Raw genomic sequence first — 25,691 nt, 5'->3', positions numbered from 1 at the left:
GGCGGGCAGCGGCTAGGCGAGCAGGCGCTCGATCAGCCGCTGGTACAGCGCCGGCAAGGCTTCCAGGTCGGCCACGCGCACGTTCTCGTCCACCTGGTGGATGCTGGCGTTCACCGGCCCAACCTCAATGCACTGCGCGCCCAGCGGCGCGATGAAGCGTGCATCGGAAGTGCCACCGCCGGTGCTTTCTTCCGGCAGCGTGCCGGCGAACCCGGCCAGCACCTCGCGCGCGACGCTGCGCAGGCGCCCTTCCGGCGTGTAGAACGGCTCGCCGCTGCGATGCCAGTTCAATTCGTAGTCCAGGTGATGGCGGTCGAGCAGCGCGGTTATCTCCGCCTCCAGCTGGTCGGCATTCCAATGCGGGTTGTAGCGCAGGTTGAACATCACCTGCAGCTCGCCGGGGATCACGTTGTTGGCGCCGGTGCCGGCGTTGATGTTGGACACCTGCAGGCTGGTCGGCGGGAAGCTCTCATAGCCATCGTCCCAATGCCGTGCGGTCAGCTCGGCCAACGCCGAAGCGGCCAGGTGGATCGGGTTGCGTGCCTTGTCCGGATAGGCCACGTGACCCTGCACGCCCTTCACCCGCAGTTTGGCCGACAGGCTGCCACGCCGGCCCACGCGCAGCAGGTCACCGAGCCTTGCGGTGGAAGAAGGCTCGCCGGTGATGCACCAGTCGATGCCCTGCCCGCGCTCGCGGAACAGGCGCGCCACGTGGCGCACGCCATCGATGGCATCGCCCTCCTCATCGCTGGTCAGCAGCACCGCCAACGTGCCCGGATGCTGCGGATGCGCGGCCACGAACTGCTCGGCGGCGACCACGAACGCGGCCACGCTGCCCTTCATGTCGGCCGCACCACGCCCATACAGCACGCCTTCGCGCACGACCGGGGTGAACGGCTCACTGGCCCATTGCTCGGCCGGGCCGCTGGGCACCACGTCGGTGTGACCGAGCAGCACCAGCACCGGCGCACCACTGCCGTGGGTGGCCCACAGGTTGTCGACTTCGCCCAGGCGCAGGTGCTCGCAGTGGAAACCGGCGGCGGCCAGGCGCCCGCCGATCAACTGCTGGCAACCGGCATCGTCCGGGGTTACCGAGGGGCGCGCGATCAACGCGCAGGTCAGGTCGAATACGTCGCTCATGGGGGCCTCGTTCGAGGGTGCGCCGGGCTTTGCGCCACGGTTGTTTCGGCGGTGGTGGTTTCGCGGCCGAGGCCGCGCCTACGTTGGATTCAGGCGATGTCGAAGCGCTTCTTGAAGCCGTTGTCGCTGAAGCCCTGACTGAACTGGCCATCCTCGGTGATCACCACCGGGCGCTTGATCAGCTGCGGGTATTCGCGCAACAGCAGTTTCCACTCGGCATCGGACGCGGCGCCCTTGCGGTTGTCCGGCAGCTGCCGCCAGGTGGTCGAGGACTTGTTGATCATCGCCTCGAAGCCACCGGCCTTGCCGGCCCACTCCAGCAGCGTTTCCGGGGTGGGCTTGTTGTCGCGGTAATCGACGAAGGTGTAGCCGACGTTGAAGCGGTCCAGCCACTTGGTGGCCTTCTTGCAGGTGTCGCAGTTCTTCAAACCGAAAACGGTGGTCATTGTTCCATGCTCGCGATGATGTACTCCCCTCTCCCGTGTACGGGAGAGGGGTTGGGGGTGAGGGCAAGCTCCAGGTTTGCGTGCATCAACAGCACAGAAGCGCCCTCATCCGGTGCTTCGCACCACCTTCTCCCGCTCGCGGGAGAAGGGAACTTCCGGGGCTACTGCGTTAGTCGGCCAGGCCGCGCAGCAGGTCGTTGACGCTGGTCTTGCTGCGGGTCCGGGCATCAACCTGCTTGACGATCACCGCGCAATACAGCGAGTGGGTGCCGTCCTTGGACGGCAGCGAACCGCTGACCACCACGCTGTACGGGGGGATGTAGCCGTAGCTGATCTCGCCGGTGGCGCGGTTGTAGATGCGGGTGCTCTGGCTCAGGAACACGCCCATGCCGATCACGCTGTGATGGCCGACGACCACGCCTTCCACCACTTCCGAACGCGCGCCGATGAAGCAGTGGTCCTCGATGATGGTCGGGCTGGCCTGCAGCGGCTCCAGCACGCCACCGATGCCGGCACCGCCGGACAGGTGGCAGTGCTTGCCGATCTGCGCGCACGAACCCACCGTGGCCCAGGTGTCGACCATGGTGCCCTCGCCCACGTGCGCGCCGATGTTGGTGAAGCTCGGCATCAGCACCACGTCCTTGCCGAAGTGCGTGCCGCGGCGGGCGATCGCGCCCGGCACCACGCGCACGCCGGCCTGGCGGAAGCGGGTTTCGTCATAGCCTTCGAAGCGCGCTTCGACCTTGTCCCAGAACGGTGCCGGACGGCCTTCCATCACCGCCATGTCATTGACGCGGAAGTACAGCAGCACCGCCTTCTTCAACCACTCGTTGACCTTCCAGCCGCCATTGCCATCGGGCTCGGCGACGCGGAACTCACCCGACTCCAGTCCATCGATCACGCGGTTGACCAGCGGGCGGGTCGACCCTTCGATCTCGTCGACGGTCAGCATCGCGCGGCGCTCGAACGCGCTCTCGATGCTGAACTTCATTTCCGCCACGCCCGGCGCCGGCGGCTTGCGCAGGCTGCGCGGCCCCACCGATTCGATGGTCTTCGGCTTGGCGGCGGCCACCGCCTTCTTCACGACTGGCTTGGCCGCTGCAGCGGGCTTCTTCACCACCGGCTTCTTTGCAACGGGCTTCTTCGCAACAGGCGCGGGGGCTGCCGGCTTGGCGGCGGTCTTCTTGGTCGGTGCAGCCTTCTTGGCGGCGGGTTTCCGGGTGGCCATCAGTGGGGGTCTCCTGGCGTTGTTTCAGGCTCCAGGCTGGCCAGCAACGCTTCGCGCAGGGCCTGCCGGGAGGATTCGGTAAGGGGTTGGTCGTGCCGGTCGGTCAACTGGAACTGGTCTTCGGCGCGCTCGCCGAACGTGGCGATGCGCGCATCCTGCACGCGCAGTTGCTGGTCACGCAGGACATGCGCCACGTCGGCCAGCAGGCCGGGGCGATCCGGCGCCACCAGGTTCAACAAGGTGCGGTCGGCATGCGTGGACTCGATGAACTCGATCCGCGGCGCGAAGCGGAAATGCTTGAGCTGGCGTGGCATCACCCGCCGCGCCGGCCGCAGGATCTGGATATTGCCGGCCAGCGCCTTGCGCAGCGCCGCCTCCAGCCGCGCGGTATCACCATCGGCGAAGTTCACCGCCGGGGTCACTTCGAACGTATCGAAGATGGTGTCGTCCGGGCCGTCCAGCACGCGCGCGCGGTGGATGCCGTACCCGGCGCGGTCCAGCGTCATCACGATGGCGGCGAACAGGCCATCGCGGTCCGGCGAATGCACGAACACTTCCAGTGCATCGCTCTCCGGGGTGATGCGGCGCACCTTCACCAGCGTGCCGCCCTTGCGCACCTCCACCAGCGAGGCTGCCTGCCACACCAGCTGTTCGGGACGGAAGCGCAGGAAGCTCTCGTCCGGCATCGCCGCGAACTGGCGGTCGATCACCGCGTCGGCATGGCCAAGCAGCCGCATCTGCTCGCGCACGTTGTCACGTGCTTCCTGCACGCGCTCGGCTTCGGGCAAGGTGTGCTCGCCACCTTCGCGCAACGCGCGGCGGGTGGCGAAGTACAGGTCGGCCAACAGGCGGTCCTTCCAGGCATTCCACAACTTGGGGCTGGTGCCGGCGATATCGGCACAGGTCAGCAGGTACAGGTAATCCAGCCGGTCGCGGTCGCCCACCAACGCGGCAAACCGCTGGATGACGTCCGGGTCGGTGATGTCCTGCTTCTGCGCGGTCACCGACATGCGCAGGTGCTGTTCCACCAGCCACGCCACCAGTTCGGTGTCGGAGGCGCTGAGCTCATGTGCGGCGCAGAACCCGCGTGCATCCACCGCTCCCAGCTCGGAATGGTCGCCGCCGCGGCCCTTGGCGATGTCGTGGAACAGGCCGGCCAGCAGCAGCAACTCGGGCTTGCGCAGGCGCGGCCAGACTTCATGGGCGATGGAGAAGCGCTCATCCGCGCGCCCGGAAGCGAACAGACCGATGTTCCGCAGCACCATCAAGGTGTGCTGGTCCACCGTGTAGACGTGGAACAGGTCGAACTGCATGCGCCCGGACACCTGCGCGAACGCCGGGATCCACTGGCCGAGCACGCCCAGGCGTGCCATCCGAGCCAGCGTGTCGACCGCGCGGGGGCCGCGCAGCAGCGCCATGAACTGGTCGCGCACCGCCACGTCCACCTCGGTGTACGCGGGGATCTCGTCCAGCATCTCGGCCAGGCCACGCGCGGTCATCGAATGCAGGCCACGTACGTCCGGGGTGCGTGCCCAGCAGGCAAACAACGCGAACAGGCTGCGGATGTCGCCGTGCGGCCAGGCGGGGTCGTCGGCGGACAGGTAACCGCGGCGCAGCGAGAAACCATCGCCCACCGGCTCCGGGCTCGCCTCGCCGTCGAACTGTTCCTCGAAGCGCTGCAGCAGGCGGTCGCTGATGCGACGGATCACCGCGGCGCTGCGATAGAAGCCCTGCATCATCTTTTCCACGCCCAGGCTTTCGGCGTCATCGACGAACCCCATGCGCGCGGCGAGCGTCTTCTGGTGATCGAAGCGCAGCCGTTCCTCGGCACGCTGGGCGACCAGGTGCAGGCCGAAGCGCAACCGCGCCAGCACCAGCCGCTCGCGCTTGAGGGCAGCGGCCTCGTCCAGGCCCAGGTGGCCCAGGCCCACCAGCGCGTCGATGTTGCTCACGCCGAACGCGCGCAGCGCCATCCAACCCAGCGTGTTGAGGTCGCGCAACCCGCCCGGGCCGTCCTTGATATCCGGCTCCAGGTTGTCGGCGGTGTCGCCAAAGCGCTGGTGCCGCCACTGCAGTTCCTCGCGCTTGGCCAGGAAGAATTCGCGCGCCGGCCAGACCAGCCCGGGGGCGACCGCGCGCGCCAGCGCCTGCTGCGCGGCGTTGCCGGCGCACAACGGGCGTGCCTCGATCAACGCGGTCAGCACGGTCTGGTCCGCGGCGGCCCAGGTGCACTCCTCGGCCGAGCGCACTGCATGGCTGGCCGGCAGGCCGGCGTCCCACAGCAGCGCAAACAGGCGCGCCAGGTCCGCCTCATGCGCCTGTTGGGCCGGCACCTCGCCCAGCACCAGCAGGTCGATGTCCGAGCGCGGGAACAACTCCCCCCGCCCGTAACCGCCGACCGCGAACAGGGACAACGCTGCATCGCCGATGCAGCGCTGCCAGGCCTGGCGGATCAGCAGGTCGGCCGCGCGCGCGCGCAGCCCGATCAGGCGTTCGACGGTGTCGCCCTGCTCGAAGCGTTTGCACAACCGCGCATCGGTATGCGCCAGTGATTGCCGCGCCTGCGCGGCCCACTGCGCATCACCGGCAGGATCTGCCGGCGCGTCCGGTACGGAATCGACCTGACCCGCCGGCAGTTGGCTCATGCCTGCGCGGATTCGGCTGGCGACAGCGTCAGCACTTCCACGCCGTCTTCAGTCACCGCGATCATGTGCTCCCACTGGGCCGACAGCTTGCGGTCCTTGGTCACCACGGTCCAGCCGTCGGGCAGTACCTTGGTGTAGCGGGTGCCTTCATTGATCATCGGCTCGATGGTGAAGGTCATGCCCGGCTTGAGCACCAGGCCCTGGCCCGGACGGCCGTAATGCAGCACCTGCGGCTCGTCGTGGTAGACCTTGCCGATGCCATGCCCGCAGTACTCGCGCACCACGCTGAAGCGTTCGGATTCGGCGTATTCCTGGATGGCGTGGCCCACGTCGCCCAGCGTCGCGCCCGGCTTGACCGCACGGATGCCGCGCCACATGGCTTCCCGGGTGGTCTCCACCAGGCGCTTGGCCATCACCGACGGGGTGCCGACGTAGTACATGCGGCTGGTATCACCATGCCAACCGTCCTTGATGACGGTCACGTCGATGTTGACGATGTCGCCGTCCTTCAACACCTTGGCTTCGCTCGGGATGCCATGGCAGATGACGTTGTTGACCGAGGTGCAGACGGTCTTGGGGAACCCGCGGTAGCCCACGTTGGCCGGGATCGCACCCTGCACGTTGATGATGTGATCGTGGCAGATGCGGTCCAGTTCCTCGGTGGTGACACCGGGCTTGACGTGCGGACCAATGATGTCGAGCACCTCGGCAGCCAGGCGGCCGGCGATGCGCATCTTCTCGATTTCTTCAGGGGTTTTCAGTTGGATTGCCATCGGCGGATTATCGCGCATTTGGGGAGATCGCTGAACCTTTCACATTATTAAACGTTTAGGTGCCCCGGCGGCCGACCGGACCGGCCGCCCCCGATTGCCGCAAAGGCCCTGCTGACAGCAGCCCTGTCGAATTGGCGGCAATTTGGCCGACAAACATCACAAAAACCCCGGATCCGGCCATATCTCATCCTTTGGCCCGGCGGCCAGACAGCACACTGGATCCCGCACCTGCTCCCACATTCCTGCCTTGCTGCAAGGGCTCGCCAACGCGGCAGCCGGTGCCCCACTCCCCCCGCGCAAGGATCCCAATGAACGCTCGTACCGCTCATCTGTTCGCCGGCCTGTTGGCCGCCTCCCTGCCCAGCGCCGCCCTCGCCGCCACGGATACCGCCCAGTTCCAGGTCAAGATCGTCATCACCGAGTCCTGCGATGTGCACACCATCAGCGCCACGGACATCGACTTCGGCACCCGCGCGCGCTCCACCGACGCCACCCCGATCGACAAGCAGGGCGCCCTGCAGCTCAACTGCACCAAGGGCACGCCCTACCAGATCGCCATGAATGCCGGCCTCAACCCGACCAGCCCCACGGCATCGGCCGACAACCGCAGGATGGTCAGCGCCGACAACCGCTACGTCCGGTACGGCCTGTACCGTGACGCAGCGCGCACCGACTTCTGGGGCGATGTGAGCAACACCAACACCCTGGCCGGCACGGGCACCGCGGCCACCCAGTCCATTCCGGTGTATGGGCGCGTCCCGGGTACCGACGCCCCCGCCGGCACCTATGTGGACACGGTCACTGCCACCGTCATGTACTGAGCGGGCCCTCATGTCCCCACGCCACCCGCCCGCGTCGCGGGTGGCGAGCCTGCGCGGGCTCGCCACCGCCGCATTTGCGTTGCTGCTGATCGCCGCGGGCAGCACACATGCCGGCAACCTGCAGGTCGCCCCGATCCTGCTGGAGTTTGCCCATGGCCAGCACTCGCAGACGCTCTGGCTGGCCAACACCGGGCAGCACCCGCTGCGCGCGCAGATCCGCGTCCAGCAGTGGACACAAGCGGGTCAGCAGGACGTGTTGCAGCCCTCCGACGCCCTGCTCGCCAGCCCGCCACTGATCGAGATCGCGGCGGGCCACAGCCAATTGGTCCGGCTGGTACAGGCCGAGCCCGGCATCAATGACCTAGAGAAAGCGTTCCGACTGATCGTCGACGAGTTGCCCGGCGACGCGGATACCCCCGTCCCTGGCCTGCAGTTCCTGCTGCGTTATTCCATCCCCGTGTTCGTACTGCCGCCCGGTGCAGTGCCCCAACTGGAGCGCAGCGGCGGCCGCCTGCCAACGGACGCACACCACCTGCAGGGCCACTGGACGAAGGAACGCGGCAACCTCTCCCTGGTGCTGCACAACCACGGCACACAACGCATCCGCATCAGCCAGCTGCGCTGGGTGACGCCCACGGGCCCGGACATCGAGTTGTCTCCGGGCCTGTTGGGCTACGTGCTGCCGGGTGCCGGCGTGCGCTGGACACTGCCCCTGCCTTCGCCCCTGCACGGCAACGGCACGCTTCACGCAAGACTCAATGACGACACCGACCCACAAGCACTGCCGCAGATCGCTGCCGGCCAGTAGGCTTCGGCAGGCCGTTGCCGCCGCGGTCACCGGGCTGGCCCTGGCCGACGCACCTGCCAGTGATGCGACGGATATCGCGGTCGACGAGCACGTGCTTTACCTGGACACCCGCGTCAACGAGGCCGCCACCGGCAAGCTGGCACGCTTCGTACGACGCGGTGATGTGCTGTTGGCCAGCCCGGCCACCCTGTGGAAACTGGGGCTCCGACTGCCGGCCGGCGCTGCCACCCGGCACCTGGTCGAACTGCCCTCGCTGGCGGGGCTCAGCGTGCAATACGACGCACCACGGCAACGCCTCGACCTGCTGGCGCCGGTGGAGATGCTCGACCGCCCGGTGACGCATATCGACCTGACCCTCACCGAAGCTGCGCCGCGCGATGCACGCCAACGCGTGCCCGGTGCGGTGCTCAACTACGACCTGTACGGCCAGCGCTCCGGCGAGGGAAGCAACCTCAGCAGCTTCAACGAACTGCGCCTGTTCGGGGTGGGCCGTGGCGTCTGGAGCAACACGATGCGCAGCCGCCTGCATGCCGGGCCCGCCAAGGCGGACGTCCGCGCCCGCAACACGCGCCTGGACAGCCGCTGGCAGCTGGATCTCCCCGAATCCATGATCACCCTGACCGTGGGCGACACCACCACCAGTGCGCTGGAATGGTCACGCGCGACGCGTATCGGCGGCATTCGACTATCGCGCAACTTCGCCCTGCAGCCTTACCGCATCACCACTCCCCCGGCCGCATTCTCCGGCGAGGCGGTGTTGCCCTCCACGGTCGACCTGTACATCGACGGCATCCGGCAATCCACCCATTCCCTGCTCCCCGGCCGCTTCCAGCTGGATGGCAGCCCTTCGCTCAACGGCACGGGCCATGCGCAGCTGGTCATCACCGATATCAACGGACAACGTCGCGCGCTGGACTTCAGCCTGTATGGCAGCCCCCGCCTGCTGCAGGCGGGGCTGTCGGACTGGTCGCTGGAGGGAGGGGTAATCCGACGCGAGTACGGCCAGCGCTCCTTCCGTTACGGCGACGTCGCCCTGGCCAGCGCCAGCCTTCGCCATGGCATGAACAAGCACCTGACCCTGCAGACCCATGTCGAGGGAAGTCACGGCATCGGCCAGACCGGAGCCGGCGCGGTCCTGCTGCTTGGCCAGCGTGGCGGGGTAGTCAGCGGCTCGTGGGCGAGCAGTCGCGCCGGTGCCAGGACGGGCCAGCAACGGGGGCTGGGCTACCAATGGACGTCACCGCGGCTTGCCGCCGCGGCCAGCACGTTGCGCCGCAGCGCGGACTATCGCGACGTGGCCGCCGTGCATGAGGGCGCCACCCTGCCGCGCCGGACCGAACAGGCCTCCCTCGGCATCAGCACCCCGGCCGGACAGCTGGGCCTGAGTTATGTGATGCAGCAGTACCCGGATACCTCGCGCAACCGCCATGCAGGACTGAACTGGTCCCTGACATCCCCCGGCGGTGCGCTGCTCAACCTCAACATCAACCGCGACCTCACCGACCACCGCGGCGAGAGCGCGTTTCTGTACTGGTCGATGCCCCTGGACCGGCACATCGCCACGGCCGCGTCCATCGGCCATGACCGCGGCGGCAACAGCCTGTCCGTGGAAGCCCATCGCAGCGCCAGCCGCGGGCAGGGCGAACTGGGCTGGCGCGCGCAGACCAGCGCGGGCAATCACCGCTATGGCGCGCGCGGGGAAATCAGTCAGCACGGCAACCATGGCCAATGGACGGCCGGCCTGGACCACGACAACCGCAGCGGCAACAGCCCGCTGCTCTACGCCGGTGCCAACGGCGGAATCGCCTGGCTGGGCGGGCGCCTGCACGCCCTGCCACGTGTCGATGATGCCTTCGCACTGGTATCCACCAGCGGCGTGGCCGGTGTCCCGGTGCAACTGGAGAACCGCACCGTCGGCGTCACCAACAGGCATGGACAGCTGTTGATTCCGCATCTCACTGCCTGGCAACGCAACCAGCTGTCCATCGACCCGCTGGACCTTCCGGCCGACATGCTGCTGGAGACCGTCCGGCATGACGCCGTACCGGAAACACGCAGCGCGATCCAGGTGGCGTTTGCGATGCGCCGCACCCTGGCCATCCAGTTCGGCGTGCGCGACCGGGCCGGCCAATGGTTGCCGGCCGGCAGCCGCCTCACCCTCAAGGCACCCGGCGCCCCATCGGCCACTACGCTGGTGGGCCACGAAGGCAAGGTCTACCTGCTCGATCCGCCCCCGCTGGCGCACCTGTACTTCCGTTCCGACAGCGACGCCTGCAGCGCCGCCGTGCCCGAAGCCCCTTTGCGCGAAGGGCGCATCAACCTGGCCGATGTGGTCTGCCAATGAGCCATTCCTGCACTCCCCTGCGCCGTCCCGGCCCCCTGATGTACATCCATTCCAGAGGCCACGCCCACGCATGGTCAACGCGGGTGCTGGTGTCCCTGGCCATCCTGTTGGCGCCCAGCCTGTCGTTTGCTGCCTACCCGGTGTGCACTGTCCGCCAGCAGGCATCCCTGGACTTCGGCACCGTCTCCGGCACCGGTGCGCGCGATGCCAGCGCTTACCTTCGCGTGGAATGCAGTGGTGGCACCAACACCTTGATCAGCACCGCCCTGTTCCGGGTCTGCCTGTTCATCGGCGAAGGCTCGCCTGCCGGCATCGCACCACGGCGGATGTACAACGGCACGGATGCCTACATGAACTACGACCTTTACTCCGATTCCAGCCGGACGCTGATGATCGGCACACCGGGATCCAACCATCCCCTGCACAGCGCCACCTTCGGCGTCGCCCCGCGAGCCACCTATTACCACGACTTTCCCATCCATGGCCGGGTACGGGCAGGACAGAACCTGCCCGCCACCTCGGCCTACAAAGGGCTGCCAACCAATTCGATGGTGCGGTACAGCTACGGCTACGTTTACACCCCGACGGAAAGCGAGTGCCGCGCCGGGACGCCAGGCCACTTTGGCGGTGCCGGCATCGCCAACTTCACCTGGAGCGGGATCCACGCACGCGTCGCCAACACCTGCAGGATCTCCACCGCCACCGACATGGATTTCGGCACGGCCGGCGGCTTGGCTGCCGCGCTGGAGCAGACCTCGGCCATCCGATTCAAGTGCCCGGCCAATACCGCATGGCACGTCACCCTGAACGATGGCGCCTACGCCCAGGCGGGCCGTCGCTTCATGAACGCCGGCGGCAAGCGCCTCGGCTACGAGTTGTACCGGGACCCCGCGCTGCTCGAACGCTGGGGCAATACCCGGGCCACCGGGGTCAGTGGCATCGGCACCAATGTCGAACAATCACTGACGGTCCATGGCCGTGTCTTCAGCGACCCCGCCGCCTCACCAGGCAGCTACCGCGACACCATCACGGTCACGCTCACCTTCTGAAACTGCCGCGCCATCTTTCCCGAACGTGCTCCACTCGGCAGGCAGGAATGAGTGGACCGTCACCTGGCTGTACCCCGAAATGGTACGCACACGATCCATGCCGGCATTGATATTGCTCGGCTTTTGTATCGGCAGCCCCCCTCGCTTCCCTGCGGCCACGGCGCGGCACATCATCGATGGTGCCTGCCGCGCATTCCAATTCGATCGCGGACTCCAGCCCTGACGCGCGCCCAATCGGTGAATCCAGCGGCGCTGCGGCGGCCCAACCTGCAAGGAGACGGTCATCGACACTTTCAATGCATTCCTGGTCGCGAGCGCGCTTGCCCTCGCCAGTTTCTCCAGCCACGCGCAGACAGCCACCGCCACGACCCAGTTCCAGGTACGGATCGTGATCACCGAGTCGTGCCTCATCCAATCGGTGAGTGCCAGCGACATCGATTTTTCCAGCCATGCGCGCTCCACCGGCACACCGGTCGATGCACAGGGCACCCTGCAGGTGAACTGCACGCTGGGCACGCCCTATGCCATCGGCCTGAATGCCGGCACCAACGCCAGCAGCCCCACCGCCGCGGGTGACAACCGACGCATGGCCGACGCCAACAACCAGTACGTGGCCTATGGCCTGTACCGCGATGCCGGCCGCCAGGACGTCTGGGGCGATGTACTGGGCAGCAATACGCTGGCCGGCACCGGCACTGCCACCGATCAGCTGATCCCGGTGTTCGGCCGGGTGCCTTCCACCAATGCCGCGGCCGGCAGCTATGTGGATACCGTGGTCGCCACAGTCACCTACTGAACGGCGGGCAGCCATGTGCAACCCGCCGCTTGGACGATTGACAGGCAACCGCCGGCGACGGTTCAGCGCTGCGATCCTGGCTTTCGTGGGGGCCGCCGGCCATGCTGGCGCCGGAAACCTGCAGGTTGAACCCATCCTGCTGGAGTTCGAACACACCCAGCCCGCGCAGATCCTGTGGCTGAGCAACAACGGCACGCAACCGCTGCGCGCGCAGGTGCGCATTCACCAGTGGCAGCAGGCAGATGGCCAGGAGCAACTGCTCCCCAGCAACGCCCTGGTGGCCAGCCCACCGATGAGCGAGATCGCCCCCGGGCAACGCCAACTGGTACGCATCGTGCGCGAACAGGTGCCCCCATCGGCCCGCGAGCAGGCTTTCCGGCTGATTGTCGACGAACTACCTGAGCCGGCAGCCCCCACTTCGGCGGGTGGGTTGCAGTTCCTGCTGAGGCATTCGATCCCGGTGTTCGTACTACCGGCCGGCACACGGGCACCGCAGCCACCGGCTGGCAAGGCCGCCAACACCGACATCGGCCTGCTGCAGGGCAGTTGGCGGGCACAGGGCCGCAGCGCCAGCCTGACCCTGCACAACAACGGCACCGGCCGCATCCGCATCAGTCAGGTGTCGTGGCTGTCGGCCGACGGACGCCGCGTCGACATCACCCCGGGACTGCTGGGTTACGTGCTTGCCGGACAGCAGATGCGATGGACCCTTTCCCTGCCCGAGGCCCTTGCTGCCCATGGCACCCTCCACGCCAAGCTCAACGACGACACCAGCGCGCAGGCCCTACCGCTGGCCGGCACCGATCGTTAGCGTCGCGCTCGCCATGTCCGCCGGCAAAGCCATGTCCGTGAACGCCCCTGTGGATGGCGCCACCGCTACTCCCGCCGGCCAAACGGCTCCGGCCGGGCAGGTATTGTTTCTCGAAACCCGGATCAACCACGAACCGAATACCCGGCTGGCCCGCTTCATCACCCGTGATGGCGTGCTGCTGGCCAGTCCATCCACCCTGCGCGAACTGGGCCTGCGTCCGCCCGCCGCAGCCGATGCAACGGGACTGATCGCCCTGCATGCGCTGGCCGGCGTCCGCGTCGATTTCGACGCCTCACTCCAGCAGTTGGACCTGCTCGTGCCAGTGCAGATGCTCGAGCGCCCACTCACGCACATTGACTTGGCGCGGCGGCCCATGCTCGGCCCCGATCCCGGCCAACGCAGCCCCGGTGTCCTGCTCAACTACGACCTGTACGGACAGCGCTTTGCGGGCACAGGCAACTACAACGCGTACAACGAACTGCTCCTGTTCGGCATGGGGCCCGGCCAGTGGAGCACTACGATGTCCAGTGAACTCCACACCGGCAGCGCCGGCACCGGTATCCGTACCACGCGCCTGGACAGCCGCTGGCAACTGGACCTCCCCGACACCATGCTCACGTTGAGCATCGGCGACACCCTCAGCGGCGCGCTCGACTGGTCGCGCGCCACGCGCATCGGCGGCATCCGCCTGTCGCGAAATTTCGCCTTGCAGCCGTACCGGGTCACCACGCCCTTGGCGTCCTTCGCGGGCGAGGCCGTGCTGCCGTCCACCGTCGACCTGTACATCGATGGCATTCGCCAGTCCAGCCAGCAGGTGCTGCCTGGAGGCTTCCAACTCGACGCCGCACCTTCGATCAACGGCGCAGGCCAAGCACAACTGGTGGTCACCGACATCAATGGCCAACGCCGGACCATGGACTTCGCGCTGTACGCCAGCCCGCGCCTGCTGCAGGCAGGGCTGTCCGACTGGTCGCTGGAACTCGGCACGTTGCGCCGTGACTATGGCCGGCGCTCGTTCGTCTACGGCAACAAACCGGTGGCCAGTGCCAGCACGCGCCGCGGCCTGGAAGAATGGCTCACGGTGGAAGCCCACGCCGAGGCCAGTGCGGGAATCGTCCAGGCCGGTGCCGGCATGCAGATGCTGCTGGGCCAACGTGGCGGCGTGCTCAGCGCCTCGCTGGCAGCCAGCCAGGCCGGCCCACGCCAGGGAAGCCAGTACGGACTGGGCTATCAATGGGTTTCTTCATGGCTCTCCCTGGCCGCCAGCACGCTGCGCCGCAGCCAAGGCTTTCGCGATGTCCCGGCGGTTCTTGAGCAGGCGACGCTGCCGCGCCGGACTGACCAGGCGTATGCCGGCTTCAGCACCCGCTTCGGCCAGTTCGGACTGAGTTACGTGTCCCAACGGCTGCCCGGCGTCGATCCGAGCCGCTACGCCAGCTTCAACTGGTCCCGCAGCTCCAGCGGCAACGCGTTGTTGAGCCTGAGCTACAACCGCAACCTGGGAGGCAGCCGCAGCGACAGCGCCTTCCTGTATTGGTCACTGCCCCTCGACCGCCACACCAGCATCGCCGCCTCGGCCCGCCATGGCCTGGACGGTAACAGCGTGTCCATGGAAGCCGGTCGTGGTGTTTCCAGCGACCTGGGCGGCTGGGGATGGCACGCCCAGGCCAGCGAGGGCAACTACCGCAGCGCGCGCGCCGAAGTCACCCGACTCGGCGAGTACGGGCAATGGAGCGCCGGCCTGGAGCGCACCGACAGCAGCGGTGCCCACTCGACCCTGCTTTATGCCAGCGCCAGCGGCGGCGTGGTCTGGCTGGGCGGATACCTGCAAGCGCTACGACGGGTCGACGATGCTTTCGCCCTGGTCTCCACCGATGGCATCGGCCATGTGCCGATACACCTGGAGAACCGCATGGTCGGGACCACCGACGCCCGCGGCTATCTGCTGGTCACGCCGCTGAACGCCTGGCAGCACAACCAGCTCTCGATCGACCCCCAACAACTGCCGGCGGACATGCTGATCAAGGCGACCCGCATTGATGTCGTCCCCGCCTCCCGCAGCGGGGCCAAGGTGAGTTTCGCGATGCGCCGCACCCTGTCCCTGCAATTCGGCATCCGTGACCGCCACGGCCAATGGCTGCCGGCCGGCAGCCACATCATCCTGCAAGCCGAGGGCAGTGCGCCCATTGCGCTCAGCGTGGGTCACGAAGGCAAGGTCTATGTGCAGGATCCCCCCGCACAGGCACGCCTCCATTTCGATGGCGGCGATGCCGCGTGCCACGCCGCGCTGCCGGTTGTCCCGGCCCGCGAAGGCCACTTCGAACTTGCCGACGTGATATGCCGATGAGCCGCTGGCATCGCCGGGCATCCCGCCGGTCGCCAGGCCGGACGGTACGGTTGCCTGCTTTCCTGTTGGCCAGTCTCCCGCTATCGGTCCCTGCCCAGAGCTGCTCGGTCACCGGTCCGTTACAGCTGAATTTCGGCACCGTCACCTCGGCAGGCAGAAGTGACGCGCAAACCACCCTGCAACTTACCTGCCAAGGGCCCGCCGATCTATGGTCGATCCTGCCCGCGCAGTTCAGCGTCTGCGTGTTCGTCGGTGAAGGCACGCCCGCTGGCATCGCCCCCCGGCGCATGAGCAATGGCAACGGCGCCTTCATGAATTACGACCTGTATGCGGATCCGGCACGCACCCAACTGGTCGGCCCTCTGGGGAGCGCCTATCCCGTCTACAGCCTCAGCTTCGATGTGGGCGTCCGCCAGTCGCGCCAGCTCAGCATCCCCCTGTATGGCCGCGTACCCGCGGGGCAGAACCTGCCGGCCACCTTCCCATATCTGGGCACTCCCGGCGCCTCCGTGGTCCGCTACAGCTACGGCTACGTGCTCACCCCAAGCGTGGACGATTGCCGCAACGGGGCGGCCGGTGCCGGTGGCGGTGCCGGCCAGGCCAATTTCACCTGGGCGGGGGTAAATGCCCTCTACACCAACAGCTGTCGCATCAACGCTGCCAGCGACATGGATTTCGGCCGCAGCGACGGCCTGGCCAGCCCCCGCGAACAGACCTCCACGATCAGCCTGCAATGCCCGATCGGCGCACCATGGAACGTCACGCTGAACGATGGCGCCAATGCCAACGGCAGCACCCGGCGCATGGCATCGGCAGGCAACCGCATCACCTACGAGTTGTACCGGGATGCAAACCGGCTGGAACGCTGGGGCAGCTCGCCGGCCTCCGGCGTTGCGGGTACCGGCAGTGAGAACCCGAGCATCCTGACCGTCTATGGCCGCATCCCCGCCCAACCCGGCACCCGCGCCGGCAGCTACACGGACACCGTGACCGTGACCCTGACCTACTGATCCGCCCGTCTGCCTGCCCCCGGGCGCCGCCGGGTCTGGCAATTTGCGGCCGACACCCGCTGCCGCTATACTTCGCGGGCTTTGCCGGGCCCTGCCCTGCCAAATGCCGCCCACGCCGTGCGTCATCGGTGAATCCACACCCTTCGCCCCCATCCGTGCCGGGGTGCCTTGCCAGTCAGGGTTCGGCCACGGAGGCGTCGGGGAAGCCCAACCCCGGAACCTACCGCTTCAATGCGGACTGCCCTCCCTTTTACCCGGCAGCCGGTTCCCCGTCAGGAGTTTTTGCAATGCCCCAGATCACCATGCGTCAGATGCTGGAAGCCGGCGTCCACTTCGGCCACCAGACCCGCTACTGGAACCCCAAGATGGCTCCGTACATCTTCGGCGCCCGCGGCAAGATCCACATCATCAACCTGGAAAAGACCGTCCCGCTGTTCAACGATGCGATGAACTTCATCTCGTCCGTTGCCCAGAAGCGCGGCACCATCCTGTTCCTGGGCACCAAGCGCAGCGCACGCGATGCCATCAAGGAAGAAGCCGAGCGTTGCGGCATGCCGTTCATGAACCAGCGTTGGCTGGGCGGCACCCTGACCAACTTCCGCACCGTGAAGCAGTCCGTTGCCCGCCTGAAGGAACTGGAAGCCGGTGAAACCGACGGCACCTTCGACAAGCTGGTCAAGCACGAAGTGCTGGGCCTGCGCCGCGAGCGCGACAAGCTGGAAGCTTCGCTGGGCGGCATCAAGGAAATGAACCGCCTGCCGGACGCCATCTTCGTCATCGACATCGGTCACGAAGACATCGCCATCAAGGAAGCCAAGAAGCTCGGCATCCCGGTGATCGCCGTGGTCGACACCAACTACAACCCGGAACTGGTGGACTACGCCATCCCGGGCAACGACGACGCCATCCGCGCCGTGCAGCTGTACGCCCGCGCCGCCGCTGACGCCGTGCTGGAAGGCAAGGCCGCTGCTCCGAACGCCGCCTCGGTGCGCGAGGAAGAGTTCGCCGACGCCGACGCCGGCGAAGAAGCCAAGCCGGCTCGCCGCGCTCCGGCCAAGAAGGGCGCCAAGAAGGGCGACGAGGCTTCGGCCTGATGCACCCGGCGGGCGCAGCCCCTGCGCCCGCTCTCCCTGTACCGGCAGCCCAGCGCGCCGGCTTCTGACAGGGCCACGTAACAACGGCCGGCGACCATTGCCGGCCTGCCCCTTTCTATTCGTGAGGAAATTCCATGGAAATCACTGCTTCCCTGGTCAAGGAACTGCGTGAGCGCACCGGCGCCGGCATGATGGAGTGCAAGAAGGCTCTGTCCGAAACCAACGGCGACATCGACGCCGCTGCCGAGGCCCTGCGCAAGTCCGGCGCCGCCAAGGCCGACAAGAAGGCTGACCGCGTCACCGCCGAAGGCCGCATTGGCGTCGCCGTCGACGGCGGCAAGGCCGTGCTGGTCGAAGTGAACTCGGAAACCGACTTCGTCGCCAACGACGTCAACTTCAAGGCATTCGTTGACTCCGTCGCCCTGGCCGCCCTGGCCTCCGGCGCCGCCGACGTGGAAGCCCTGAAGTCGGCCAAGCTGCCGACCGGCGAGACCGTCGAGGAAACCCGCGCCACCGCCATCCAGAAGCTGGGCGAGAACATCCAGATCCGCCGCCTGGTCAAGGTTGACGGCAACAACACCGTGGGCGCCTACGTGCACTCCAACGGCAAGATCGGCGTGCTGGTCGACCTGGCCGGCGGCAACGCCGAGCTGGCCAACGGCCTGGCCATGCACGTGGCCGCGATGAACCCGCCGCACAACAAGGCCGCCGACGTGCCGGCCGAGTTCGTTGCCAAGGAAAAGGAAATCGAGCTGGCCAAGATGACCGACAAGGACAAGGCCAAGCCGGCCGAAATCCTGGAAAAGATCATCAGCGGCAAGATCAACAAGATCATCAGCGAAGTGACCCTGTACGGCCAGGCTTACGTGCTGGACAGCGACAAGACCGTCGAGCAGGCCGTCAAGGCCGCCGGTGGCGACGTCGTCGGCTTCCAGCGCCTGATGGTCGGCGAAGGCATCGAGAAGGTGGTGGAAGACTACGCCGCCGAAGTTGCCAAGGCCATGCAGGTCTGATCCCTGCCTGAGCCCGCAACACCCGAAGAAGCCGCGGACCTCCGCGGCTTCTTTGTTTTTCCGCAAACCGAAGCACGCGGGAAGTGCAACCACTTTCATGCAAAACCATGACGCCCCTTTCATATTCGGGGGGTGTCTGTATGCTTTGAGGGATTGCCTCCTGCCTGCCTGTCATGTCGCCCGAGCTCAACGCTGCACTGTCCCTCTGCCGCAACCTGCCCTCGCCGCCTGCCATCGCCGTCCGCCTGATCGAGCTGGCGCAGGATCCGGAGACCGATATCGCCACCGCGGCCGATGTCATTGCACTGGATATGGGCCTGAGCGCGCGCATGATGCGCATCGCCAACTCCCCGCTCTACGCCAGCCGCCGCCGCATCGAGAACCTCGGCCAGGCGCTGACCATGCTCGGCCTCAACGCCACCCTGCAGCTCGCACTGGGTTTCAGTCTCTCGCGGGCCCTGGAGGACGACGCACGCAACGCGCAACTGCATGAGGCGGTCTGGCGCCGCGGCATCCTCAGCGCACTGGGCGCCCGCTACCTGGGCCTGGCCATCGGCGTGCGCCGCCTCGAGGAACTGATGCTGGCCGGGCTGCTGCAGGACATCGGCATCCTGGCCCTGCTGCAGGTCCGGGCCGACAGCTACCCGGCCATCCTGGCCGATGCCACCAGCAACGACGGCCTGCTCGACCACGAGCGCGCCCTGTTCGACTGCACCCACGCCGATATTGGTGCGCGGCTGGTCGAGATGTGGGGCCTGCCCCACTACCTCACCCACGCCATCGCGCACAGCGAACCCCCGGCCGAACCGGCCGACCCGTTCGAACGCTGCGTGGCGCTGTCCGGCGCGCTGGCCGAGATGTGGCTGGCCGACGACGTCGACGCGGCCCGTGCCCACGCACTGAACCTGGTCCACACCCAGCTGGGCCTGGACAGCGCCCAGTTCGAGCAGGTCCTGCAGCAGATGAGCCAGATGCTGCCGGAGATCAGCGCACTGTTCGACATCCCGGTCCCCTCGCCGGCACGCATCACCTACCTGCTCGACCACGCCAGTGAGCTGATGGCCTTGCGCAACCTGCGCGAACTGCAGGACGCCAGCGCCTCGCACCGCCGCGCCGACGATTTCGAGGCCCAGGCCCGGCGCCTGTCCGAACAGGCCCACCTGGATGCCCTGACCGGCGTGCTCAACCGGCGCCAGCTGGAGGTCGTGCTGGAACAGGAGTTCACCCGCGCCAGCGCCGCCGCCCGGCCGCTGTCGGTGGCCTTCATCGACCTGGACGACTTCAAGAAGATCAACGACCAGCACGGCCACCTGGTCGGCGACCAGGTGCTGCAGGCCTTCGCCAGCCGGCTGCAGGGCCAGCTGCGCGGCACCGACACCGTCGCCCGCTTCGGCGGCGAGGAGTTCGTGGTGCTGTTCCCGGGCGCGAACGAGCAGATCGCGGTGGAAGTGATCCGCCGCGTGCTGCAGGTCATCACCCAGACCCCGATGGCCATCGTCAACGAGGCGCCGCTGTATGTCACCTTCTCCGCCGGGGTGGCCACCCACGGCGCCTACGAGCGCTTCAGCGACACCCGCGGCCTGCTCCAGGCCGCCGACGACGTGCTCTACCGCTCCAAGAACCTGGGGCGCAACCGGGTCATCGCCCGCGCACCGTCCCCGGTGTCGCAACCGTCCGCCTGCTGAACCGGCGGGCGGCAATTCCCGCGAATTGTCGCCGCACTGCAACAAAGCTCTGACTGTACGACCCGGGTTCCGTTAGAATTCCCGCGTTTTCCAGCCACCAGAGGTCGTCATGTCCAAACTCGCCTACCAACGCATCCTTCTGAAACTCTCCGGGGAGGCGCTGATGGGAGATGAGGACTACGGCATCGACCCCAAGATCATCAACCGCCTGGCGCGTGAGGTCATCGAAGCCCAGCAGGCCGGTGCCGAAGTGGCGCTGGTGATCGGCGGCGGCAACATCTTCCGCGGCGCCGGCCTGGCCGCCGGCGGCATGGACCGAGTCACCGGCGACCAGATGGGCATGCTGGCCACGGTCATCAACGCGCTGGCCATGCAGGACGCGCTGGAGAAGCTCGGCGCCAAGGCGCGTGTGATGAGCGCGATCAAGATCAACGACGTGTGCGAGGACTACATCCGCCGCCGCGCCATCCGCCACCTGGAAAAGGGCCGCCTGGTGATCTTCGCCGCCGGCGTCGGCAGCCCGTTCTTCACCACCGACTCCGGTGCCGCGCTGCGCGCCATCGAGATCGGCGCGGACCTGCTGCTCAAGGCCACCAAGGTCGACGGGGTCTACGACAAGGACCCGAACAAGCACGCCGACGCGGTCCGCTACGACACCCTAAGCTACGACCAGGTCATCAGCCAGGGCCTGGAAGTGATGGACACCGCCGCCTTCGCCCTGGCCCGCGACAGCGACCTGCCGCTGCGCGTGTTCGACATGGGCCAGCCGGGCGAACTGCTCAAGATCCTGCACGGCGAGAACATCGGCACCCTCGTCCACGGCCGCGACGCACACTGACCTTCCACGGTTCCGGTCCGATGGAGGGGGGTCTTCGCCTATAATCGCCCGGTTCCAGCACCATCAAGGATTCGGGCGATGATCAACGACATCAAAACCACGGCGCAGACGCGCATGGCAAAGAGCCTCGACGCTCTGCGCCACACCCTCACCACCATCCGTACCGGCCGTGCCTCCCCGGCGCTGCTGGACGGCATCAAGGTCAAGGCCTACGGCACCGACACCCCGCTGAACCAGGTGGCCAGCATCAGCGTGTCCGAAGGCCGCTCGCTGGTCATCACCCTGTTCGACAAGAACATGATCAAGGAAGTCGAGAAGGCCATCTACGCCTCGGACATCGGCATCACCCCCACCACCATGGGCACGGTGATCCGCCTGAACCTGCCGCCGCTCACCGAGGAGCGCCGCAAGGAACTGGCCAAGTCGGTCAGCAAGGAAGGCGAGGAGACCAAGGTCGGCATCCGCAACATCCGTCGCGATGCCAACCAGGACGTGGCCAAGCTGCTCAAGGACAAGGCCATCACCGAGGACGACGACCGTCGCGCCCAGGACGACATCCAGAAGCTGACCGACAAGGCCATCAAGGACGTCGACGACATCGTCAAGCAGAAAGAACAGGAACTGATGGCGGTCTGACCGGTGCCATCCGTCCTGCCCAGCGGCACACCCGCACCGCGCCTGCCGGGCCACATTGCCATCATCATGGATGGCAATGGGCGCTGGGCGCAGCAACGCCGTCGGCCGCGCATGATCGGCCACCGCGCCGGCGCGCGCGCGGTCAACCGCACCATCGACTTCTGCCTGGAACGCGGCATCGCCGCGCTCACCCTGTTCGCGTTCTCCAGTGAAAACTGGGGCCGCCCGCAGGACGAGGTGGATGCGCTGATGAAGCTGTTCCTCGGCGCGCTGGACCGCGAGGTGGATGAACTCCACCGGCGCGGCGTGCGCGTGCGCTTCATCGGCGACCGCTCCCGCTTCGCCGCCAGCATCGTCCAGCGCATGGACAAGGCCGAGCAGCGCACCGCGGCCAACGCCACGATGACCCTGAGCATCGCTGCCAGCTACGGCGGCCGCCAGGACATCGCCATGGCCGCCCGACGCCTGGCCGAGCAGGTCGCCGCAGGCACGCTGCGCCCCGACCAGGTCGACGAGGCCCTGCTCGGGCAACACGTCGCCCTGGCCGACATGCCGCCGCCGGACCTGTTCATCCGCACCGGTGGCGATACCCGCATCAGCAACTTCCTGCTGTGGCAATTGGCCTATACCGAACTGTGGTTCACCGAGGTGCTGTGGCCGGACTTCGATGCTGCCATCCTTCAACAGGCACTGGATGACTATGCCGGGCGCGAACGCCGCTTCGGCCTGACCAGCGCCCAGATCGCCGCCGGCAAGGCGGCCGAGAGCGCCCTTCCATGACCAAGACCCGAGTGATCGCCGCGCTGATCATGGCCCCGGTGGCCATCTGCGCGATTCTGCTGCTGCCCACCCAATGGCTGGCGGCCGCGGCCGCGCTGGTGTTCCTGGTCGGGCTGTGGGAATGGCTGAAGCTGTCCGGCGTGGACGGCCTGCCGCGCACCGTGCTGCTGGTCCTGAACCTGCTGCTGATGGTGCTGATGGTCTGGGCTTCGGCCGGCTATGACGTGCTGTTCCAGCTGACCGCGCTGATCGGCGTCGGTTTCTGGTTGCTGGCCCTGCTGTGGCTGCGCTTCTTCAATTTCGGCGCGCACGAGGAAAGCGGCGCCCGCCCGCTCAAGCTGGCGGCCGGCACGCTGGCGATCGTGCCAGCCTGGGCCTCGCTGGTGCTCATCCACGGCAGCGAGCCGAACGGACACCGCTGGCTGTTGACCGCCCTGACCTTGGTCTGGGCCGCTGACTCCGGCGCCTACTTCGCCGGCCGCGCCTTCGGCAAGCACAAGCTGGCCCCGCGCATCAGCCCCAACAAGACCATCGAAGGCCTGCTTGGCGGCCTGGTCGCCGGCATGGTCACCGCGGGCGTGTTCGGCTGGATCGCCGGGGTGCAGATGTCGCAGTTCGGCTGGCTGATGCTGGTGGCGGCCATCGCCGTGCTGGCCTCGGTGCTCGGCGACCTGTTTGAAAGCCTGCTCAAGCGCCACGCCGGCGCCAAGGATTCGGGCCACGTGATCCCGGGCCACGGCGGCGTGCTGGACCGCATCGACGGCGTGCTGGCCGCGCTGCCGGTGTTCGCGCTGGGCAAGGAAATCTTCGGTTTCTGACCATGTCCTCCTCCTCGACCCCGCGACAGGTCGCCATCCTCGGCGCCACCGGCTCCATCGGCACCTCAGCGCTGGACGTCATCGCCCGCCACCCGGAGCAGATGCGCGCCAGCGTGCTGGCCGCCGGCAGCAGCGTGGATGCGCTGCTCGCGCTGTGCCGCACCCACCGCCCCGACCATGCCGCGATCGGCGACCCGGCCCTGTTCGAACGCCTGCGTGACGGGCTGGCCGACGCCGGGCTGGCGACCGAAGCCCATGCCGGGCATGCCGCCATCGAGACGCTGGCGGCCAGCGCCGCCTGTGACACCGTGGTGGCCGCCATCGTCGGCGCCGCCGGCCTGGCCTCCACGCTCGCCGCCGCCCGCGCCGGCAAGCGCCTGCTGCTGGCCAACAAGGAATCGCTGGTCCTGGCCGGCACCCTGCTGACCCGGGAAGCGGCCGCCGCCGGCGCTGAGATCATCCCGATCGACAGCGAACACAACGCCATCTTCCAGTGCCTGCGCTCGCGCGATGCCAGCCTGGACTCCGGCGTGCGCCGGATCATCCTCACCGCCTCCGGTGGCCCGTTCCGCGGCCGCAGCCGGGCCGCGCTGGAGACGGTCACGGTCGCCCAGGCCGTCGCCCACCCGAAATGGTCGATGGGGCCGAAGATCTCGGTGGATTCGGCGACGTTGATGAACAAGGGGCTGGAGGTCATCGAGGCCCACCACCTGTTCAACGTGCCCGGTTCGCGCATCGACGTGCTGGTCCACCCGCAGAGCCTGGTGCATTCGCTGGTCGAGTTCATCGACGGCTCGACCCTGGCCCAGATGGGCCTGCCGGACATGCGCACCACCCTGGCCGTGGGCCTGGGCTGGCCGCGCCGCATCGAATCCGGCGTGGCCGGGCTGGACCTGCTGAGCCAGGGCCGGCTGGATTTCGAGGCCCCGGACCTGGACGCCTTCCCCTGCCTGCGCCTGGCCTGGCAGGCGATGGACGCCGGCGGCACCGCCCCGGCCATCCTGAACGCGGCCAATGAAGAAGCGGTTTCAGCCTTTCTTCAGGGCCGCATAGGCTTCCTGTCGATCCCTGCGCTGGTGGAACATGCCCTCTCCACCCTGCCTCACGCGGCCGCCGATACACTGGAGGCCCTGCTGGCCGCTGATGCACAGGCCCGCCATACCACCTGCACCGCCATCGCCCACCTGCCGCATGTCTGAGCCCTTCCCCCAACCGAGCGCTGCACATGGCTGACTTCCTCGGTTCCGTGTGGTGGATGATCGTCAGCCTTGGCCTGCTGGTGACCTTCCATGAATTCGGCCATTACTGGGTGGCCCGCCGCTGCGGGGTGAAGGTGCTGCGCTTCTCGGTGGGCTTCGGCAAGCCGCTGTGGAGCCGCTACAACAAGGACGGCACCGAGTTCGCGATCGCCGCGATCCCGCTGGGCGGCTACGTGAAGATGCTCGACGAGCGCGAGGTCGAGGTCCCCGCCGGGGAGCGTGCGGTCGCGTTCAACAACAAGACCGTCTGGCAGCGCATCGCCATCGTCGCCGCCGGCCCGGCCGCCAACCTGCTGCTGTGCATCGCCCTGTTGTGGGTGATGTTCGTGATCGGCCGGCAGGACTATTCAGCCACCCTCGGCCGCACCACCGGCATCGCTGCCAGCGCCGGCTTCGCCAGCGGCGACCGCGTGCTGGAGGTGGATGGGCGCATGGTCGACACCTGGGCCGAGGCCAGCATGGCGCTGACCACCGCGGCCATGGACCGCCAGGACGCCCGTGTGCGCGTCCGCGACGCCCTGGACAACGAGCGCACCCGGGTGCTGCCGCTGTCACAGCTGCCGGCCGGCTTCGACGAGCGCCAGGTTCCGGCCCAGGCCGGCCTGGTCTGGCAGTTCTGGCTGCAGCCGGCCCGGGTCGACAGCGTGGTCACCGGCTCGGCCGCCGCCAACCTGCTGCAGAGCGGCGACCTGATCCTGGCCGTCGATGGCCAGCGCGTGGACAGCATGGACCAGGTCACCCCGCTGGTGGAGGCGCTGGGCAAGCGCGGCGGCCCCGGCATGGTCGAGGTCGAGCGCAATGGCGAGCGCCTGGCGCTGGAACTGACCCCGAAGCCCGGGCAGGGTGCCGACGGCAAGCCGCAATGGCTGCTGGGCGTGGGTTTCCAGCAGGGACAGGCCCCTGCCTATGACGCCCGCCAGCAGTACGGCGTGCTGGCCGCCCTGCCGGCCGCGGTGCGCGAGACTGGCAAACTGGCGTCAGACTCGCTTGGCATGATGCGCCGGATGCTCACCGGCCACGCCTCGCTGAAGAACGTTTCCGGCCCGATCACCATCGCCCGCGTGGCCAATGCCTCGGCCGAGCGCGGGGTGGACTGGTTCCTGTATTTCCTGGCCCTGCTGTCGCTGAGCCTGTGCATCATCAACCTGCTGCCCATCCCTGTCTTGGACGGCGGGCACCTGCTGTATTACCTTATCGAGTTGGTCAAGGGCAGCCCGCTGAGCGAGCGTGCCATGGCGACGGGTCAATTCATCGGCCTGGCGCTGTTGGCCGGGCTGATGGGCTTGGCGTTCTACAACGACATCCTCAGCCTGGTCCCGCGATGAACTTTTTCCCGCTGACGTCGTCATA

At 67.6% G+C, this 25,691-nt stretch carries 23 protein-coding genes; 17 read left to right on the top strand and 6 right to left on the bottom strand.

Annotated elements, in window-relative coordinates:
- Window positions 1–12: 12 nt before the first annotated feature.
- From dapE to map, 5 genes are all read right to left on the bottom strand, one after another.
- Window positions 13–1,140 carry a succinyl-diaminopimelate desuccinylase gene (gene dapE, locus VA603_RS15395; protein ID WP_323439367.1) on the bottom strand — a complete coding sequence of 376 codons (1,128 nt, stop codon included), beginning with the start codon at window positions 1,138–1,140 and terminating at the stop codon, window positions 13–15.
- An 89-nt stretch (window positions 1,141–1,229) separates the two neighbouring features.
- Window positions 1,230–1,586: a Spx/MgsR family RNA polymerase-binding regulatory protein gene (locus VA603_RS15390; protein ID WP_323439366.1), complete on the bottom strand. Its 357-nt coding sequence runs from the start codon at window positions 1,584–1,586 to the stop codon at window positions 1,230–1,232.
- A gap of 169 nt (window positions 1,587–1,755) precedes the next feature.
- Complete coding sequence (gene dapD, locus VA603_RS15385) at window positions 1,756–2,814, bottom strand: 2,3,4,5-tetrahydropyridine-2,6-dicarboxylate N-succinyltransferase (RefSeq protein ID WP_323439365.1); 1,059 nt, start codon at window positions 2,812–2,814, stop codon at window positions 1,756–1,758.
- The gene (locus tag VA603_RS15380) at window positions 2,814–5,459 is read right to left on the bottom strand and encodes a [protein-PII] uridylyltransferase (RefSeq protein WP_323439364.1); all 2,646 of its coding nucleotides are present in this window, start codon (window positions 5,457–5,459) and stop codon (window positions 2,814–2,816) included. The genes dapD and VA603_RS15380 overlap by 1 nt, the downstream gene beginning before the upstream one ends.
- Window positions 5,456–6,232: a type I methionyl aminopeptidase gene (map, locus tag VA603_RS15375; protein ID WP_132865122.1), complete on the bottom strand. Its 777-nt coding sequence runs from the start codon at window positions 6,230–6,232 to the stop codon at window positions 5,456–5,458. Before map ends, VA603_RS15380 begins: the two co-directional genes overlap by 4 nt.
- Before the next feature lie 308 nt (window positions 6,233–6,540).
- Here map and VA603_RS15370 point away from each other — a divergent pair, with 308 nt between their 5' ends.
- The 4 genes from VA603_RS15370 to VA603_RS15355 all read left to right on the top strand — a co-directional run bounded on the left by VA603_RS15370 (window position 6,541) and on the right by VA603_RS15355 (window position 11,254).
- On the top strand, window positions 6,541–7,053 hold the full coding sequence (locus VA603_RS15370; RefSeq protein WP_323439363.1) for a Csu type fimbrial protein: 513 nt from the start codon (window positions 6,541–6,543) through the stop codon (window positions 7,051–7,053).
- A gap of 10 nt (window positions 7,054–7,063) precedes the next feature.
- On the top strand, window positions 7,064–7,861 hold the full coding sequence (locus VA603_RS15365) for a fimbrial biogenesis chaperone (protein WP_323439362.1): 798 nt from the start codon (window positions 7,064–7,066) through the stop codon (window positions 7,859–7,861).
- Entirely contained in the window at window positions 7,812–10,205 is a 2,394-nt protein-coding gene (locus tag VA603_RS15360; protein WP_323439361.1) for a fimbria/pilus outer membrane usher protein, read from the top strand. The genes VA603_RS15365 and VA603_RS15360 overlap by 50 nt, the downstream gene beginning before the upstream one ends.
- 89 nt (window positions 10,206–10,294) lie before the next feature.
- A complete protein-coding gene (locus tag VA603_RS15355; RefSeq protein WP_323439360.1) occupies window positions 10,295–11,254 on the top strand; it encodes a Csu type fimbrial protein in 960 nt (319 codons plus the stop codon).
- On the opposite strand, the gene VA603_RS15350 is transcribed toward VA603_RS15355, so the two are convergent.
- A complete protein-coding gene (locus VA603_RS15350; protein ID WP_323439359.1) occupies window positions 11,207–11,689 on the bottom strand; it encodes a hypothetical protein in 483 nt (160 codons plus the stop codon). The genes VA603_RS15355 and VA603_RS15350 overlap by 48 nt on opposite strands.
- Between VA603_RS15350 and VA603_RS15345 the strand changes: the two genes are divergently transcribed.
- The 13 genes from VA603_RS15345 (at window position 11,673) to rseP (ending at window position 25,666) form a co-directional block, all read left to right on the top strand.
- Window positions 11,673–12,050: a Csu type fimbrial protein gene (locus tag VA603_RS15345; protein ID WP_323439358.1), complete on the top strand. Its 378-nt coding sequence runs from the start codon at window positions 11,673–11,675 to the stop codon at window positions 12,048–12,050. The two genes, VA603_RS15350 and VA603_RS15345, sit on opposite strands and share 17 nt — an antisense overlap.
- A 37-nt stretch (window positions 12,051–12,087) precedes the next feature.
- A complete protein-coding gene (locus VA603_RS15340) occupies window positions 12,088–12,861 on the top strand; it encodes a fimbrial biogenesis chaperone (protein ID WP_165931190.1) in 774 nt (257 codons plus the stop codon).
- 31 nt (window positions 12,862–12,892) lie between these two features.
- Window positions 12,893–15,208: a fimbria/pilus outer membrane usher protein gene (locus tag VA603_RS15335; protein WP_323439357.1), complete on the top strand. Its 2,316-nt coding sequence runs from the start codon at window positions 12,893–12,895 to the stop codon at window positions 15,206–15,208.
- On the top strand, window positions 15,199–16,218 hold the full coding sequence (locus VA603_RS15330; RefSeq protein ID WP_323439356.1) for a Csu type fimbrial protein: 1,020 nt from the start codon (window positions 15,199–15,201) through the stop codon (window positions 16,216–16,218). Before VA603_RS15335 ends, VA603_RS15330 begins: the two co-directional genes overlap by 10 nt.
- Window positions 16,219–16,505: 287 nt before the next feature.
- Window positions 16,506–17,312 carry a 30S ribosomal protein S2 gene (gene rpsB, locus VA603_RS15325; protein WP_132865131.1) on the top strand — a complete coding sequence of 269 codons (807 nt, stop codon included), beginning with the start codon at window positions 16,506–16,508 and terminating at the stop codon, window positions 17,310–17,312.
- A gap of 134 nt (window positions 17,313–17,446) precedes the next feature.
- Entirely contained in the window at window positions 17,447–18,325 is an 879-nt protein-coding gene (gene tsf, locus VA603_RS15320) for a translation elongation factor Ts (RefSeq protein ID WP_132865132.1), read from the top strand.
- 173 nt (window positions 18,326–18,498) lie between these two features.
- Window positions 18,499–20,010, top strand: a complete 1,512-nt coding sequence (locus tag VA603_RS15315; RefSeq protein WP_132865133.1) for a GGDEF domain-containing protein — start codon at window positions 18,499–18,501, stop codon at window positions 20,008–20,010.
- A 109-nt stretch (window positions 20,011–20,119) separates the two neighbouring features.
- The gene (gene pyrH, locus VA603_RS15310; protein ID WP_132865134.1) at window positions 20,120–20,848 is read left to right on the top strand and encodes a UMP kinase; all 729 of its coding nucleotides are present in this window, start codon (window positions 20,120–20,122) and stop codon (window positions 20,846–20,848) included.
- Window positions 20,849–20,926: 78 nt separating this feature from the next.
- Complete coding sequence (gene frr, locus VA603_RS15305) at window positions 20,927–21,484, top strand: ribosome recycling factor (RefSeq protein ID WP_132865135.1); 558 nt, start codon at window positions 20,927–20,929, stop codon at window positions 21,482–21,484.
- A 3-nt stretch (window positions 21,485–21,487) separates the two neighbouring features.
- Entirely contained in the window at window positions 21,488–22,264 is a 777-nt protein-coding gene (gene uppS / locus VA603_RS15300; RefSeq protein ID WP_132865136.1) for a polyprenyl diphosphate synthase, read from the top strand.
- Window positions 22,261–23,082, top strand: coding sequence for a phosphatidate cytidylyltransferase (locus tag VA603_RS15295; RefSeq protein ID WP_132865137.1), 822 nt, complete (start codon window positions 22,261–22,263; stop codon window positions 23,080–23,082). Before uppS ends, VA603_RS15295 begins: the two co-directional genes overlap by 4 nt.
- 2 nt (window positions 23,083–23,084) lie before the next feature.
- Window positions 23,085–24,281, top strand: a complete 1,197-nt coding sequence (locus VA603_RS15290) for a 1-deoxy-D-xylulose-5-phosphate reductoisomerase (RefSeq protein WP_323439355.1) — start codon at window positions 23,085–23,087, stop codon at window positions 24,279–24,281.
- A 26-nt stretch (window positions 24,282–24,307) separates the two neighbouring features.
- Window positions 24,308–25,666: an RIP metalloprotease RseP gene (gene rseP, locus VA603_RS15285; protein WP_323439354.1), complete on the top strand. Its 1,359-nt coding sequence runs from the start codon at window positions 24,308–24,310 to the stop codon at window positions 25,664–25,666.
- Window positions 25,667–25,691 lie beyond the last annotated feature (25 nt).

The organism is Stenotrophomonas capsici (assembly GCF_034961085.1).
GTDB classification, from domain to species: Bacteria; Pseudomonadota; Gammaproteobacteria; order Xanthomonadales; family Xanthomonadaceae; genus Stenotrophomonas; species Stenotrophomonas capsici.
The sequence above is the reverse complement of the archived record's forward strand: the minus strand, read 5'-3'. Positions and strand labels throughout refer to the sequence as shown.

Coding starts and splice junctions, on each gene's coding strand:
- dapE (WP_323439367.1), bottom strand. CDS start 1,140: ATGAGCGACGTATTCGACCTGACCTGCGCGTTGATCGCGCGCCCCTCG.
- VA603_RS15390 (WP_323439366.1), bottom strand. CDS start 1,586: ATGACCACCGTTTTCGGTTTGAAGAACTGCGACACCTGCAAGAAGGCC.
- dapD (WP_323439365.1), bottom strand. CDS start 2,814: ATGGCCACCCGGAAACCCGCCGCCAAGAAGGCTGCACCGACCAAGAAG.
- VA603_RS15380 (WP_323439364.1), bottom strand. CDS start 5,459: ATGAGCCAACTGCCGGCGGGTCAGGTCGATTCCGTACCGGACGCGCCG.
- map (WP_132865122.1), bottom strand. CDS start 6,232: ATGGCAATCCAACTGAAAACCCCTGAAGAAATCGAGAAGATGCGCATC.
- VA603_RS15370 (WP_323439363.1), top strand. CDS start 6,541: ATGAACGCTCGTACCGCTCATCTGTTCGCCGGCCTGTTGGCCGCCTCC.
- VA603_RS15365 (WP_323439362.1), top strand. CDS start 7,064: ATGTCCCCACGCCACCCGCCCGCGTCGCGGGTGGCGAGCCTGCGCGGG.
- VA603_RS15360 (WP_323439361.1), top strand. CDS start 7,812: ATGACGACACCGACCCACAAGCACTGCCGCAGATCGCTGCCGGCCAGT.
- VA603_RS15350 (WP_323439359.1), bottom strand. CDS start 11,689: ATGTCGCTGGCACTCACCGATTGGATGAGGCACGACTCGGTGATCACG.
- VA603_RS15335 (WP_323439357.1), top strand. CDS start 12,893: ATGTCCGTGAACGCCCCTGTGGATGGCGCCACCGCTACTCCCGCCGGC.
- VA603_RS15330 (WP_323439356.1), top strand. CDS start 15,199: ATGCCGATGAGCCGCTGGCATCGCCGGGCATCCCGCCGGTCGCCAGGC.
- rpsB (WP_132865131.1), top strand. CDS start 16,506: ATGCCCCAGATCACCATGCGTCAGATGCTGGAAGCCGGCGTCCACTTC.
- tsf (WP_132865132.1), top strand. CDS start 17,447: ATGGAAATCACTGCTTCCCTGGTCAAGGAACTGCGTGAGCGCACCGGC.
- VA603_RS15315 (WP_132865133.1), top strand. CDS start 18,499: ATGTCGCCCGAGCTCAACGCTGCACTGTCCCTCTGCCGCAACCTGCCC.
- pyrH (WP_132865134.1), top strand. CDS start 20,120: ATGTCCAAACTCGCCTACCAACGCATCCTTCTGAAACTCTCCGGGGAG.
- frr (WP_132865135.1), top strand. CDS start 20,927: ATGATCAACGACATCAAAACCACGGCGCAGACGCGCATGGCAAAGAGC.
- VA603_RS15295 (WP_132865137.1), top strand. CDS start 22,261: ATGACCAAGACCCGAGTGATCGCCGCGCTGATCATGGCCCCGGTGGCC.
- VA603_RS15290 (WP_323439355.1), top strand. CDS start 23,085: ATGTCCTCCTCCTCGACCCCGCGACAGGTCGCCATCCTCGGCGCCACC.
- rseP (WP_323439354.1), top strand. CDS start 24,308: ATGGCTGACTTCCTCGGTTCCGTGTGGTGGATGATCGTCAGCCTTGGC.